This window comes from Nonomuraea cavernae, assembly GCF_040655715.1.
Taxonomy (GTDB): domain Bacteria; phylum Actinomycetota; class Actinomycetes; order Streptosporangiales; family Streptosporangiaceae; genus Nonomuraea; species Nonomuraea cavernae_A.
Genome location: NZ_JBFAKL010000010.1, coordinates 234,190 through 248,180, shown reverse-complemented (window position 1 = coordinate 248,180; position 13,991 = coordinate 234,190). Strand labels below are relative to the sequence as shown.

Genomic DNA, 13,991 nt, shown 5'->3' with positions numbered 1-13,991 from the left:
GCGCACATGCCCGAGCCGAGTCGCCCGGTGGTGCTGCTGTTCCCCGGGCAGGGGGCGCAGCACCCCGGCATGGCGGTGGAGCTGTACGGCGCCGAGCCGGAGTTCACCGCGACCATGGACGAGTTCTTCGCCCTGATGGGCGAGGAGGGGGGCCGGTTGCGCGCCGACTGGCTCGGCGACGACCCGCGGGTCCCCCTCGACGACGCCTCGCGCGCCCAGCCGCTGTTGTTCGCCATCGGGTACGCGCTCGGCAGGACGCTGACGGCCCGCGGGCTCAGGCCGGCGGCGCTGCTCGGCCATAGCGTCGGCGAGCTGGCGGCGGCCTGCCTGGCCGGGGTGTTCACCCTGGCCGACGCGGCGCGGCTGATGGCGGCGCGCAGCCAGGCGATGGCGACGGTCGGCCCCGGCGGCATGATCGCCGCCGGGGTGGCCGCCGACGATCTGGAGCCCCGCATCGGCGCCCGGCACCGGGCGGCGGGCGTGGCCGTGGCCGCGATCAACGCCCCCCGCCACACCGTCGTGGCCGGGCCCGAACCGTGGCTGACGGAGCTGACGCGGGAGCTGGCCGCCGAGGGCGTGACGACGCGGCGGGTGCCGTCGCGCCAGCCGTTCCACTGCCCGGCGGTGCGAGGCGCGGCGGAGCTGTTCGCCGTGGGGTTCGCCGGGGTGCCCCTGGCGCCGCCTCGGGTGCCGATCAGGTCCACCGCGACGGGCCGGCCCGTCAGCCGGGCCGAGGCGCTCTCCCCCGGCTTCTGGGCCGGGCAGCTGGCCCGGACCGTGCTGTTCTGGGCGGCGTTGGACGGCCTGCTCACCGACGGCGACCACACGCTGGTGGAGGCCGGTCCCGGGAGGAGCCTGTCGATGCTGGCGCGGCGGCACGCCGCCGTGCGGTCGGGCCGCAGCACGGTGCTCGCGCCGCTGCCGGCCTCGGCCGAGGGGACGCTCGCCGCGTGGAAGGCGGCGATGGAGGAGCTGGACGCCCAGGTCGGCGAAGGAGCGTAGAGGGAGTGTGACGAGCGATGCAGATTTCACCGCTGGCCGTGTTGGTGGTGGTGAGCAGCGGGATGGTGGCGGGCGTGCTGTTCGCCGTGGCGCTGAGCGTGGTGCCGGCGCTGATGGCGATGCCCGCCGACCGCTACCTCTACACCACGACCCTGCTCGGGCGTAACTGGGACCCTGTCATGCCGATCCTCGTACTGGGCACGGCGGCCGGGGACCTGGCCCTGGCGCTGCTGCCGGGACCGCAGAGCGCCCGGCTGCTGTTCGGGGCGACGGTCGTGCTGATGCTGGGGGTGGCGGGGGTCTCTCACCTGTGCAACGTGCCGATCAACCGGATGCTGAAGCGGATCGCCCCGGACGCCGTCCCGGCCGACTGGGCCGACCCGCGCCCGCGCTGGCGGGCCTGGCACCTGCTGCGGACCACGCTGGCCGTGGCCGCCCTGACGGCCAACAGCCTGGGTGTGGCGCTCACCTGAGTGCGGCTCACCGAAAGCCAGGCGGCGCGGCCCCCGAGTGGGGGCCGCGCCGTCTTCTGGTCTGCCGTGAGTTTTGGTTGCCGTGAGTTTTGGTTGCCGTGAGTTTTGGTTGCCGTGAGTTTTGGTTGCCGTGAGTTTTGGTTGCCGTGAGTTTTTGGTTGCCGTGAGTTTTTGGTTGCCGTGAGTACCGTCAGGCGGGGTCGAAGGTCTCGGCCAGGGCCGTGGTGTGCTTACCGTCCCGGAAGAGCGGGTGGGCGAGCAGACCGGCGAGGAACCCGGTCGTGGTGCTGATCCCGGGACCGGTGACGACGCACTCCGACAACGCCCGCTCCATGCGGGCGAGGGCCTGCTCACGGTCGGGCGCCCACACGCTGACCTTGGCCAGCAGCGGGTCGTAGAAGGGCGAGACGCGCATGCCCTGCCGGACGTGATCGTCCACGCGGGTGAACGGCCCGGCCGGCAGCGTCAGCGACTCGACCGTACCCGGCGTGGGCAGGAAGCCCCGTGCCGGATCCTCGGCGTTGATGCGGCACTCGATGGCCGCGCCGCTGAGCCGCACGTCGGCCTGCGTGATGCCGGGCGCGCCGGTCGCGGCCACGTTGAGCTGCTCGCGGACCAGGTCCACGCCGGTGACCAGTTCGGTGACCGGGTGTTCGACCTGGATGCGGCAGTTGACCTCGATGCAGTGGAACTCGCCCGCGTCGTCGAGCAGGAACTCGAACGTCCCCGCCCCTACGTATCCGACGGCGCGGGCCGCCTCGACGGTCCGCTCGCACAACCTGGCCGCCACGTCCCCGGGCAGGCCGGGCACCGGGGTCTCCTCGATGAGCTTCTGCCGCCGCCGCTGCACCGAGCAGTCGCGCGCGCCCAGGTGCAGGACCTGCCCGTGGAGCCCACCCAGCACCTGCACCTCGACGTGCCGGGCCGACTCGACGTACCGCTCCAGGTAGACGCGCTCGTCTCCGAAGACGGCCCGGGCCGCGTTGCGGGCCCGCGCGTACGCCTCGGGCAGCTCCGACGGGCGCATCGCGATGGCCATGCCCCGGCCACCCCCGCCCGACAGGGCCTTGACGATGATCGGGAAACCGATGCCGGCCGCCGCCTCGACCGCCTCTCCCGCGCTCGCGATCGGCCGGTGCGTGCCCGGAAGGACCGGCAGTCCGGCGGCCGACAGCACGCGCAGCGCCTCGGCCTTGTCGCCCAGCATGGCCAGCACCTCCGGCGGTGGTCCGATGAAGGTCAGCCCCTCCGCCTGGCACATCTCGGCGAAGTCGGCGTCCTCCGACACGAAGCCGTAGCCGGGATGGATGGCCTCCGCGCCGGTCAGGCGGGCGGCCTGGAGGATGGCGGGAGCGTACAGGTAGCTGCGTTTGGCCGGGGGCGGCCCGATCCGCACGGCCTCGTCGGCCATGCGGACGACCGGGGAGTCCTCGTCCGCCGAGGAGTAGACGGCGACGGTGCGGATGCCCATCTCCTTGCAGGTCCGGACCACCCGGAGGGCGATCTCACCGCGATTGGCGATCAGGACCGTTCCGAACATCAGCTCTCCTCCAGGGCGAAGAGCGCCTGGCCGTACTCGACGGCGGCGGCGTCCTCGACGAGGATCCGGGTGATCCGGCCGGCGGTGAGCGCGTGGATGGGGTTCATCATCTTCATCGCCTCCAGGATCGCGACCTGCTGTCCCGGGGTGACCAGGTCGCCCTCCTTGACGAAGGGCTCGGCTCCGGGCTCCGGGCAGCGGTAGAAGGTGCCGACCGTGGGCGACGGGATAACCGCCACCAACGTGGCGGCGGCCCCGTTCAAGGTGACCGAGGCCGCCGTGGCGGCGGCCCGCGTCCCGTGCGCGTCCACCGTGGCGGCGACCAGCGCCGCACCCGAGGCCACACCGTCCGGCCCCTGCCCGTTGGATGTCGCGCCGTCGGCCGCGGCAGCATGCCGGTCGGCGGCGTCAGCGAGGGCGGCGGGGTCGGCCCATTCCGCTTCGAGGGTGACCTCGCCCGCCGTCACCTTCAGCCGGCGGATCGGCCCGCCGATCGACTCGATGAACCCCACGGCATGCCGGTGCACCGCCTCGATCAGGTCTCCGTGTTCGGCCATCTCGACTCCTCGGAAGAAGGGGCACCAAAACTGCGGAAGCGCCGCCGACGCGCCTCGACCAACTCGGCGGCCGACAGCGGGGTCAGCTCCTCGAACGCCTGCCGCACGGCCGTCCCGACCCGCTCGGCGGTACGGGAGACGGCCTCGTGCGCCCCGCCGTCAGGCTCCAGGATGACCGCGTCGACGATGCGGTGCCGGAGCAGTTCGCGGGCGTCCAGGCCGAGCGCGTCGGCGGCCTGCGGGGCCGCCGCGGCGGTCTTCCACAGGATCGCGGCGCACCCCTCGGGGCTGATGACGGAGTAGACGGCGTTGGACAGGGCGAGCACCCGATCTGCCACGGCGAGGGCGAGCGCGCCGCCGCTGCCGCCCTCGCCGGTGATGACGGCGACGACGGGCACGGGCAGGCCGGACATCAGGCGCTGGTTCTCGGCGATGGCCCACGCCTGTCCCTGCTCCTCGGCCTCGATGCCGGGGTAGGCGCCGGGGGTGTCCACGAGGGTGAGCACCGGCAGGCCCAGCTTGGCGGCCAGCCGCATGAGCCGGGCCGCCTTGCGGTATCCGGCAGGGGTCGGCATGCCGAAGTTCCGCTTGACGCGTTCCTGGGTGTCGTGCCCCTTCTGGTGACCGATGAGCATCACGCCCCTGCCGTACAGGCGTCCGATACCACCGACGATGGCCGGGCAGTCCGCGCCCGCGCGGTCGCCGCGCAGCTCGGTGAAGTCCTCCAGGAGCAGGCCGGCGTAGTCGAGGGTGGTCGGGCGGGCCGGTTCCCTGGCCAGGCGCACCACCTCCCAGGAGGGGCGCCGCGTCAGCGCCGCCGAGTCCCGCACCAGCCCGGCCCGCTCAACCTGCCCGACCCGCTCGGCCTGCCCGACCTGCTCGACCTGCTCGACCTGCTCGGCCTGCCTGGTCTGCCCGACCTGCCCGACCCGCTCGGCGGGGAGGTCTTCGTGGCCCGTCGGCGCGCCCGTGCCGTCCGGGCGGGCGGCCGCGAGGAGCCGGGCCAGGGCGCGACGCAGCGCCGGCCTGGGCACCACGGCGTCGATCAGCCCGCGCGTCAGCAGGAACTCCGCCGTCTGGAACCCCTCCGGCAGCCGCTGCCGGATGGTCTGCTCGATGACGCGCGGCCCGGCGAACCCCAGGTGCGCCCCGGGCTCGGCGATCAGCACGTCGGGCAGCGTGGCGATCGAGGCCGCCACGCCGCCGTACGTCGGGTCGGTCACCAGGGCGACGGTGAGGATCCCCGCCTCGTCCAGACGGGCCAGCGCCTGGCTGCACTTGGCCATCTGCATCAGCGAAAGCGCGCCCTCCTGCATCCGCGCGCCGCCGGAGGCGGTCACGACCAGCAACGGCACGCGTTCAGCCAGCGCCTTCTCGGCCGCGACCGTCACCAGCTCGCCGACCCCGGAGCCGAGCGAGCCGCCGACGAAGGCGAAGTCGAGGCACGCCACCACGACAGGGTGGGACTCGATGGTTCCGGTGGCGCAGAGGGCGGCCTCACGCAGGCCGGTGGTGGCCCGCGCGGTGGCCAGCCGTTCGGCGTAGGGACGGGTGTCGGTGAATCCGAGGGGATCGTCGACCGGCAGGGCGGTCTCGACCGGCTTCTCCGAGCCGGGGTCCAGCAGGCTGTCCAGCCGCTCGCGAGCGGTGAGCCTGGCGTGGTGGCCGCAGCCCGGGCAGACCCGCAGGCCACGCTCGTACTTGGGCCGGAAGACCAGGTCGGAGCAGCTCGGACAGATCAGCCACGTGGCCTCAAGGGTGACGGTCATGACGCGCCCTCGTGCAGCCTGGCCTCGCTGTGGTCACCCAGGACCAGGCGGGCGGGCCGTCCGAAGTCGCCGTTCACCCTGGCCTGCCTGCCGATGAGGGAGTCGCGCAGGCTGCCGCGGACGGTGCTGCCGTCGCACACGACCGAGTTCTCGATGGTGGCGCCGACGATGTCACAGTCGGCGCCGATGCTGGTGTACGGCCCGATGCGGCTGTCGCGCACCACCGCCGAGCCGCCGATCGCCACCGGCCCGATGATGCGGGAGCCGCTGACCTGCGCACCCTCCTCGATGACGACCGGGCCGCGGATCTCGCAGGAGTCGTCCACCTGGCCTCTGATCGACCGCTCTGCGGTGTCGAGCACCGCCCGATTGCACTCCAGCAGGTCCTCGGTACGGCCGGTGTCCTTCCAGTAGCCGCCGTGCAGGTGCGCCTCCACCCGCCAGCCGTTGCGCATCAGCCATTCGATGGCATCGGTGATCTCGCGTTCGTTGCGCCAGCTCGGCTTGATGCTGCGCACGGCCTGGTGGATGACCGGGGAGAAGACGTACGCGCCGATGAGGGCCAGGTCGCTGCGCGGGTTGGCGGGTTTCTCCGCCAGGCCGGTGACGATGCCGCCGGGGCCGACCTCCGCCACGCCGTATTCGGAGGGGTTGCCCACCTTGCCGGTCATCACCAGGGCGTCCGGCCTGGAGTGCCAGAACGCGTCGAGCAACGGGCCGAGCCCGTCGAGGATGACGTTGTCTCCGAGGTAGAGCAGGAAGTCAGCGCCGCCGAGGAAGTCCTGGGACAGCATGACGCAGTGCGCCAGTCCGAGAGGGGCGTGCTGGTGCAGGTAGGTGATGTCGAGCCCCAGCGCGCCGCCGTTGCCGAGCACGTCGCGAAAGGTTGGTTCGTGGTCGCCCACGACCACGCCGACGTCGGTGATGCCGACGTCCCTGATGGCTTCCAGACCGTACAGGAGCACCGGCTTGTTGGCCACCGGCACCAGTTGCTTGGGGACAGTGTGGGTGAGGGGCCGCAGCCTGGTTCCCCGCCCACCCGCGAGGACAAGTGCCTTCATGGATATTCCTGCCTGACGAGGCCATGGACAAAGCGCAGGCTGTCCGGCACCGCTGGAGAAGCGATGGAGCCGCACTCGTCCAGCGGGTCGAGCGCGGCTTGAGGGAAGTCACGGCAGCTCGGAGGGTCCGTTCAGGCGTACCTGCTCGTGGTAGCCGAGCTCCTGCTGGACCTGCTCCTGGGCGAAGAACCGGACCAGCTCATGGATGGTGTATACGATTTCATCGACATTCTGCAGAAGCACCCGCAGGAAGTGGCTCTCCACGAGTTGCAGCATCAGCTTGTCCACGGAGTCGGAATCCGACTCCAGCAGATTGGCCACGCCGGCTGCGGTGAACACCGGTCCCGGCAGGAGGCTGAGCAGGCGCAGGAACCGCCGCTCCTCCTCGCCGAGCTGCTGGTAGCTCTCCTGCAGCCGGTCCCGTACATCGAGATCGGCGAAGGCCAGCTCGTCCAGTCGCCTGCCGCTGGCGATCAGGCGTTCGGCCAGCTTCTTGAGCGACCAGCCGGTGGACGACAGGCGCGCGCCGACCGCCCTGATCGCCAGCGGCAGACGGCCGCAGAGCTGGGCGATCACCTCGGCGGCCTGGCGTTCGCCGTCGGCGAGCGGCCGGCCGATGATGTTCTGCAGGAGCTCGACGCAGTCCGCCTCGGTGGGCAGGTCCAGCGGCACGTGCACCGCGCCGACCAGCCCGTTGAGCCCGGCACGGCCCGTGATGATGGTGCCGCTGGGCGGGCAGCCCGGCAGCAGCGGCTGGATCTGCGCGGCCGTGGCCGCGTCGTCGAGCACGATGAGCACTTTTCGCGTGGCCACCCAGGTGCGGAACGCGGCGACGCGTCCCTCCATGCCGGCCGGGATGCGGTCCTCGGCCAGGCCAGCGGCGTGGAGGAAGTCGGCCAGGATGTCGGCCGGGTCGGCCGGGTCACCGGTGCTGCCGCGCAACCGCGCGAAGAGCTGGCCGTCGGGGAAGTCCTGGCGCAGCAGGTGGGCGGCGTGCACGGCCAGCACCGTCTTGCCCACGCCGGTCATGCCGCTGATCGAGACGACCGGGGCGGTCCCGTTGCGCGGCTTGAGCAGCCCGTTCAGGACCTGCTCCAGGTCCGCCCGGGGGGTGAAATCGAGAACGTCGGGCGGGAGCTGCGCGGGCGGCGGCGCGGACTCCTCCTCCAGGCGGTCGGGAACGCTGATCCGGCCCTCGGTGACCCGCACCTCCAGCGAGGTGGCCGAGGAGAGCACCGCCTGGTGCATGGACTGCGCCCGGCTCGACGGCTCCACGCCGAGCTCCTCCACCAGGAGGTTACGCAGCCTCTGGTAGACGTCGAGCGCCTCGGGACGGCGGCCGGACCGGTGCAGCGCCAGCATGAGCTGGGTGTGGAAGACCTCCTGCAACGGATGGTCGTTGACCAGCCTCTTCAGCTCGCTGACGGCTTTGCGGTGCCGCCCCAGCCGCAGATCCACGTCGATCCGCAACTCCAGGGCGCGCAGGCGCCCCTCCTCCAAAGCCGTCCCGTACGCCGACAGCAGGTTGCCGCCGGTGACATCGGCCAGCGCGGGGCCTCGCCACAGCGAGAGGGCCTGGCTCAGCAGGTCGGCCGCCGCACCCAGATCACCGTCCGCGAGTGCGGCGTTTCCCGCTGTCGTCAATCTCTCGAAATGGAACGAGTCAATACTTTCTTGGGGCACCGCCAGCATGTAGCCGTGCGGCCTGGTCCGTAATACGGTTGACCTCTCTCCGTAACCTTCCGACAACATGTTCCGGAGCTTGTAGATATAAGTTTGAAGAGTTGACAGCGCACTCACCGGCGGGCTGTCAGGCCAAATTTCGTCGACCAGCTCGGATGTTAATACGAGTGTTTGATTGCGTAAGAGAAGCAGGGCGAGCACTTCTCTGACCTTCGGCGGCGTCGGGGTCAGCTCCACACCCTGACGGTCATGCACGGCCAACGGGCCCAGCACAAGGAAATCCATCGCCTTCCCAGGTTCTCAATAGGGAGACGCGACTGCCGCTCAGCAGAGCGGAGTGTCACAAAGAGTGATACCCCGAGCGCGGCAGTGTTTCGTCTGCCTTGTTGCGCTTACCACTCGTTCGTTTCCTCAGCTCCTGCCCTCCTTTGAGCTCCCCCAGTCGAACACCCGCCATGGTTGGAGTCAGCCATGGAGCGGTGCTGGTGTTCTGATATAAGCACGATCTCCATGCAGAGAAAACCGTCAAGCCCTCCCGTCGCGACGGAAACTATTTCCAGTCAGACTCCAGCGATCCTCTACCGATCGTGGCCACAATCGCGCGATACCAACGGTCGAATGGAGCGTCCTATGGCGGCGAAGACACGTATCGCCCTGGTCACAGGTGCCAACCGTGGCATCGGCCGCGCGGTGAGTGACAGATTGCACGCGCTCGGGCACGAGGTGGTGGTGACGGCCAGAGACCAGGAGGAGGCCGAGCGCGCCGCGACGGCGCTGGGCCGCGACGCGCGCGCCGCCGTGCTCGACGTGACCGATGAGGAGGGGCCGGCGCGGGTGCGCGACCTGGTGGGGCCCGTGGACATCGTGGTGAACAACGCCGGGATCCAGCTCGACTGGGGACGCCCGCCGTCGGCCGTGCCGGTGGAGCTGGTCAGGCGGCAGTTCGAGGTGAACGTTCTGGGCGCCTGGCGGATGTGCCAGGCCTTCCTGCCCGGCATGGTGGAGCGAGGCTGGGGCCGGGTGGTGATGGTCTCCAGCGGCACGGGGGCGTTCAGCCACGGGCTCTCGGCGCACACGCCGGGCTACTCGGTGTCGAAGACCGCGCTCAACGCGCTGACCGTGCTCATGGCGGCCGAGACGGCGGGCACGGGCGTGCTGGTCAACGCGGTCAACCCCGGCCAGGTGCGCACACGAATGCGGCCGCAGGCCGACCGGCTGCCGGAACAGGCCGCGGAGGACATCGTGTGGGCGGCCACCCTCCCGGACAACGGCCCCTCCGGCGTCTTCCTGCGCGGCCGGAAGGAGACGCCCTGGTAGCCGGCCGCCCCGGCGGTGGGCAGGACGCCGAGGGGCCGCCGGGCGGCAGTGGCCCGGCGGCCCCGTAGGTGCTTGTTACGCGTTGACGACGCGTGCTCCCCGGTACGTGCTGTCATGCGCTGACCGGTACGTGCTGTTACGCGCCGACGAGCGTGCCGCCCGCGTAGGCCGGCAGCAACCCGGCGGCCTCGGCCTCGCGCAGCGTCGGCGCCTTGGCGTCCTTGTCCGACAGGATCCGCGGCGAGGCCGCCCACGGCAGCGCCAGCTCCGGGTCCAGCGGGTTGACGCAGATCTCCCCGCCCGGGTTGTAGGCGGTGGAGCAGAGATAGACCACGGTGGCCTGCTCGCTGAGCGGCGCGAACGCGTGCCCCAGCCCCTCGGCTAGATACACCGCGTGCCGCGAGTACTCGTCCAGCGGCACCGCCACGTGCTCCCCGTACGTGGGGGATCCGGGTCGGATGTCCACGATGACGTCCAGGATGGCCCCGCTCACGCAGGTGACGTACCTGGCCTGGCCGGGGGGCGTCACGCAGGAGTGCACACCCCTGATCGTCCCCCGCTGGGAGACCGAGCAGTTGACCTGCGCCACCGGCATCGGGCCGCCGGTCGGTCCCTCGACGGCGCGCTGCTGGAACAGTTCCAGGAACTGCCCGCGCTCGTCGAGGAAGATCTCCGGTTGGACGAGGAAGGACCCTTCGATCCGCAACGGTTCGACTGATGTGCTCACGGCGTCACCATCCAGACTTGATCGTGTTCACGATGTGCTCCCTGTCCTGTTCCGACAGCCACCAGCCGACGGGCAGGCACACGATCTGGTCGTGGACCGCGTCCAGCTTCGGCAGCGGCTCGGCGTACGCGGCCACGCAGGCGTGCCGGTCGTTGCGCGGATCGACGTGCCCGGCGGCGATGCCGGCCGCCGCCAGCCGGGCGACGAAGTCGTCTCTGCGCTTCACCTTGACCGGATAGACCCAGTAGGACGGCTCGCTGCCGGGCACCGGCCGGGTCAGCTCCAGGCCGGCCACGTCCTTCAACTCCCTGTCGTAGTAGGCGGCGTTGCCGCGGTGCCGCCGGACGCGCTCGTCGACCCCGTCCAGGTTCGCCAGGCCGATCGCGGCGCTGATGTCGTTCATGTGGAACTTCAGGCCCCACTCGGTGACGTTCTGCTCGGGCCTGGGGGCCGCACCGGGGTCGCGGTCCAGGCCGAACCAGCGCATCAGGCGGCCCCTCCGGTTGCCGTCGTCGTCGGGGAAGACGACGAGGCCGCCGTCTCCGCAGGTGATGTGCTTGATGGCCTGGAAGCTGTAGACGGCGAGGTTGCCGTGGTTGCCCAGCGGTCGTCCCGCGTACGTCGCCCCCCACGCCTGCGCGCAGTCCTCGATGATGACCGGCCGCCTGCCGTGGCGGCGCTCGCACTCGTCGGCGATGGCCGCCACCCTGGTCAGGTCGATCGGGTAGCCGGCCCAGTGGACCACCATGATCGCGGACGTCTCGGGCGACACCTTGGCCGCCAGGTCGTCCAGGTCGGCGTTGAGCGTGGACGGGTCGACGTCGACCCAGCGGATGCGCAGCCCGGCGGCCAGGATGGCCCAGTTGGTCGCCACGAATGTCAGCGGGGTGCTCAGCACCTCGCCGCCTTCCGCGCCGGCCAGTCGCAGGGCCATCTGCAGGCCGGCGGTGCCGCTGTTGACGGTGGCCAGGCGGGGGTTGCCCACCCGCGAGCGCAGCGCGTCCTCGAACGCGTCGACCTTGGCGCCCTGCCCGATGTGCCCGCTGGCCAGCACGTCCGCGACCGCCGCCGGGGCCTGTTCGGACATGGCGACCTTGAACATGGGAATCATGGCGGTCACGGTCGCAGCGGTGGTTCGAGGCCTCCTGGACGTTCGGTCGAGCCCCACAAGTCCGCGTGGAGCGGCGCGCACCACCCGGGCTCGAGCGGTCCGGGCCAGGCTGCCACACATGAACGCTCTCAGATGCCCGGCCCCCGCGCGGAGCGCGCCATGAACGGCGGCATCCAGGCGGAAGGGCTGGTGAAGCGGTACGGCTCGGTCCTCGCCCTCGACGGTCTCGATCTGCACGCCCCCGAAGGACAGGTGCTCGGCCTGCTCGGGCCCAACGGGGCGGGCAAGTCCACGCTGGTGCGCATCCTGGCGACTCTGCTGCGCCCGGACGGCGGCCACGCCCGGGTGTGCGGCTTCGACGTGGCCCGCGAGGCCCAGGCGGTCCGCAGGGTCGTCGGCCTGGCGGGACAGTACGCGGCCGTCGACGAGTACCTGACGGCCCGGGAGAACCTGCACATCTTCGGCCTGCTGGCCCGCATGACACCGGCGGCGGTCCGGGCCCGCAGCGAGGAGCTGATCGAACGCTTCGACCTCACCCGCGCGGCCGACCGTCCGGTGCGCACCTACTCGGGCGGCATGCGCCGCCGCCTGGACCTGGGGGTGGCGCTGCTGGCCGCTCCCCGCGTCCTGTTCCTCGACGAGCCCACGACCGGCCTCGACCCCCGCGGCCGGGCGGAGGTGTGGCGGGTGCTCGGGGACCTGGTCAAGGAGGGCACGACCGCGCTGGTCACCACGCAGTACCTGGAGGAGGCGGACCAGTTCGCCGACCTCATCGTGGTCATCGACCACGGGCGGGAGGTCGCGACGGGCAAGCCGGCCGAGCTCAAGGACCGGGTCGGCGGCGACCACCTCGAAGTGGCGGTGCGCTACGCCTCCGACCTGCCGCCCGCGATGTCCGCACTGGCCGCGGCCGGCCTGGCCGAGCCGAAGGCCGACGAGGACACGCTGCGCGTGACGGCGGTACTGCCGGGCGGCGCGAGCCGGTTGGCGGACGTGATCAGGGAACTGGACACCGGCGGCGTCGAGGTCGCCGACCTCACCGTGCGCCGGCCGACGCTGGACGACGTCTTCTTCGCCCTGACCAGGAAGGCGGACGAAGCATGACCGTGACCGACCCGGGCACCGCGCCCACGGGCCTCGGCCTGGCGCTGCGCGACTGCGCCGTGATGACCAGACGCGGGCTGCTGCGCATGGGCCGCGTCCCCGACGAACTGGCCTACAACCTGGCCCAGCCGATCATCTTCGTGCTGCTGTTCAGCTACGTCTTCGGCGGCGCGATCCCGCTGCCCGGCGGCGGGCCGTTCAAGGAGTACGTCGTGGTGGCGGTCTTCGCCCACACCCTGGCCTTCATGGGCGTCGGCACCGGCACCGGCCTGGCGGTGGACATGAGCAGAGGGGTCATCGACCGTTTCCGCGCGCTGCCGATGGCCCACGTGGCGGTGCTCATCGGACGGGCCAACGCGGAGCTGGTACGCGCCGTCCTGGTGACCGGCGTGCTGGCGGTGGTGGGTCTGCTGGTGGGCTGGCGGGCGCACACGGGCGTGCTGTCCACGGCGGCGGGGCTGGGGGTGCTGCTGCTGTTCGCCTACGCGATGACGTGGGTGGGCATCGCCATCGGTCTGTCGGTGCGCAGCCCCGAGGTGGCCGGCACGGCCGGGCTGCTGTGGGTGCTGCCGCTGGGCTTCGTCTCGAACGGGTTCGTCCCGATCACCTCGATGCCGGACTGGCTGCAGGTCGTGGCGGCGTGGAACCCCGTCAGCGCGGTCGTCACCGCGGCCAGGAGCCTGTTCGGCAACCCGCTCGGCATGGCCACCCCGGACCGGCTGCCGCTGGAGCATCCCATCGTCGCCGCCGTGATCTGGTCGCTGGCGCTGATCGCGGTCTTCATCCCGCTGTCCCTGCTCGCCTTCCGCCGCTCGGCCCGCCGCGGATGAGGGCCTCGCGGGTCAGGGCCTCGCGGGTCAGGGCCCCGCGGATGAGGGCCCCGCGGTCAGCCCCGCGGTCAGGCCCCGCGGGTCAGGGCTCCGCAGGCCGGGTCGCGTAGTAGCGGCGGGACTTGTCACGGCTGCCGCAGGTGGTCATGCTGCACCAGCGGCGACGGTTGTTCCTGCTCGTGTCGAGGAAGAGCCAGCAGCACGACGGGCATTCGCCCAGCCGTCCGAGCGGCCCGTGGCCGAGTAGTTCCACCGCGGACGCGGCGACCTCCCAAAGCAGCACCCGCGCCGTCCGCGGCCCGTCCCACGTGAACCGGTAGTACCTGTCCCTCGATCCCTCCCCGCTCGGCCCGTCACCGCTCGGCCCCTCCCCGCTCGGCCCGTCACCGCTCGGCCCCTCCCCGCTCGGCCCCTCCCCGCTCGGCCCGTCACCGCTCGGCCCCTCCCCGCTCGGCCCCTCCCCGCTCGGCCCGTCACCGCTCGGCCCGGCGGTGAGGCGGCCGCGCGCGACGCCGTCGGCGTACATGGCGGCGACGGCGTCCAGGTCCGCGCGCGGTGGCCGCTCGCCGTGCGCGAGCGGCTGGAACACCCGGAACACCGCCTCCCGGAACTCCCGCGCGGCCGGCAGCGCGGCGGCGAGCCCGGCCGCGTCCTCGATCGGGTGCCCCGCGGCGTGGGCCCAGGTCTCGGCCTCTCTCTCATCGGCCAGCCAGTCGCTCCGCGCCACTGGACGGGCGTTGACGGTGTTGGCGAAGTCCAGGCAGAGCGCGTTGCCAACCAGCTCGACATCCATCACCGAACCAGTATCTCACCGATC

The 13,991-nt window shown here is 71.8% G+C and carries 13 protein-coding genes; 5 read left to right on the top strand and 8 right to left on the bottom strand.

The window, feature by feature from the left end; translation table 11 throughout:
- Window positions 1–6: 6 nt before the first annotated feature.
- Both AB0I38_RS17595 and AB0I38_RS17590 read left to right on the top strand, forming a co-directional pair.
- Entirely contained in the window at window positions 7–1,002 is a 996-nt protein-coding gene (locus tag AB0I38_RS17595; RefSeq protein WP_358468376.1) for an acyltransferase domain-containing protein, read from the top strand.
- 17 nt (window positions 1,003–1,019) lie between these two features.
- Window positions 1,020–1,475 (top strand): anthrone oxygenase family protein, encoded by a 456-nt coding sequence (locus tag AB0I38_RS17590; RefSeq protein WP_358468373.1) that lies wholly within the window; start codon window positions 1,020–1,022, stop codon window positions 1,473–1,475.
- A 190-nt stretch (window positions 1,476–1,665) separates the two neighbouring features.
- Here the strand turns inward: AB0I38_RS17590 and AB0I38_RS17585 are convergent, their stop codons facing one another.
- The 5 genes from AB0I38_RS17585 to AB0I38_RS17565 all read right to left on the bottom strand — a co-directional run bounded on the left by AB0I38_RS17585 (window position 1,666) and on the right by AB0I38_RS17565 (window position 8,370).
- Window positions 1,666–3,015, bottom strand: a complete 1,350-nt coding sequence (locus AB0I38_RS17585; RefSeq protein WP_358468370.1) for an acetyl-CoA carboxylase biotin carboxylase subunit — start codon at window positions 3,013–3,015, stop codon at window positions 1,666–1,668.
- A complete protein-coding gene (locus tag AB0I38_RS17580) occupies window positions 3,015–3,572 on the bottom strand; it encodes an acetyl-CoA carboxylase biotin carboxyl carrier protein (RefSeq protein ID WP_358468367.1) in 558 nt (185 codons plus the stop codon). The genes AB0I38_RS17585 and AB0I38_RS17580 overlap by 1 nt, the downstream gene beginning before the upstream one ends.
- A complete protein-coding gene (locus tag AB0I38_RS17575) occupies window positions 3,551–5,341 on the bottom strand; it encodes an acetyl-CoA carboxylase carboxyltransferase subunit alpha (protein WP_358468364.1) in 1,791 nt (596 codons plus the stop codon). Before AB0I38_RS17575 ends, AB0I38_RS17580 begins: the two co-directional genes overlap by 22 nt.
- Window positions 5,338–6,402, bottom strand: coding sequence for a glucose-1-phosphate thymidylyltransferase (locus AB0I38_RS17570; protein ID WP_358468361.1), 1,065 nt, complete (start codon window positions 6,400–6,402; stop codon window positions 5,338–5,340). The genes AB0I38_RS17575 and AB0I38_RS17570 overlap by 4 nt, the downstream gene beginning before the upstream one ends.
- A 108-nt stretch (window positions 6,403–6,510) precedes the next feature.
- Complete coding sequence (locus AB0I38_RS17565) at window positions 6,511–8,370, bottom strand: AfsR/SARP family transcriptional regulator (RefSeq protein ID WP_358468359.1); 1,860 nt, start codon at window positions 8,368–8,370, stop codon at window positions 6,511–6,513.
- 345 nt (window positions 8,371–8,715) lie between these two features.
- On the opposite strand from AB0I38_RS17565, the gene AB0I38_RS17560 reads away from it, so the two are divergent.
- The gene (locus AB0I38_RS17560; protein ID WP_358468356.1) at window positions 8,716–9,402 is read left to right on the top strand and encodes an SDR family NAD(P)-dependent oxidoreductase; all 687 of its coding nucleotides are present in this window, start codon (window positions 8,716–8,718) and stop codon (window positions 9,400–9,402) included.
- A gap of 136 nt (window positions 9,403–9,538) precedes the next feature.
- Here the strand turns inward: AB0I38_RS17560 and AB0I38_RS17555 are convergent, their stop codons facing one another.
- A complete protein-coding gene (locus AB0I38_RS17555) occupies window positions 9,539–10,129 on the bottom strand; it encodes a dTDP-4-dehydrorhamnose 3,5-epimerase family protein (protein WP_358468353.1) in 591 nt (196 codons plus the stop codon).
- A 4-nt stretch (window positions 10,130–10,133) separates the two neighbouring features.
- Window positions 10,134–11,240 (bottom strand): DegT/DnrJ/EryC1/StrS family aminotransferase, encoded by a 1,107-nt coding sequence (locus AB0I38_RS17550; RefSeq protein ID WP_358468350.1) that lies wholly within the window; start codon window positions 11,238–11,240, stop codon window positions 10,134–10,136.
- Between the two features lie 159 nt (window positions 11,241–11,399).
- Between AB0I38_RS17550 and AB0I38_RS17545 the strand changes: the two genes are divergently transcribed.
- Window positions 11,400–12,344 (top strand): ATP-binding cassette domain-containing protein, encoded by a 945-nt coding sequence (locus tag AB0I38_RS17545; protein ID WP_358468346.1) that lies wholly within the window; start codon window positions 11,400–11,402, stop codon window positions 12,342–12,344.
- On the top strand, window positions 12,341–13,174 hold the full coding sequence (locus AB0I38_RS17540; RefSeq protein WP_358468343.1) for an ABC transporter permease: 834 nt from the start codon (window positions 12,341–12,343) through the stop codon (window positions 13,172–13,174). Before AB0I38_RS17545 ends, AB0I38_RS17540 begins: the two co-directional genes overlap by 4 nt.
- An 82-nt stretch (window positions 13,175–13,256) precedes the next feature.
- On the opposite strand, the gene AB0I38_RS17535 is transcribed toward AB0I38_RS17540, so the two are convergent.
- The gene (locus AB0I38_RS17535; RefSeq protein WP_358468541.1) at window positions 13,257–13,967 is read right to left on the bottom strand and encodes a CGNR zinc finger domain-containing protein; all 711 of its coding nucleotides are present in this window, start codon (window positions 13,965–13,967) and stop codon (window positions 13,257–13,259) included.
- Window positions 13,968–13,991: the final 24 nt, after the last annotated feature.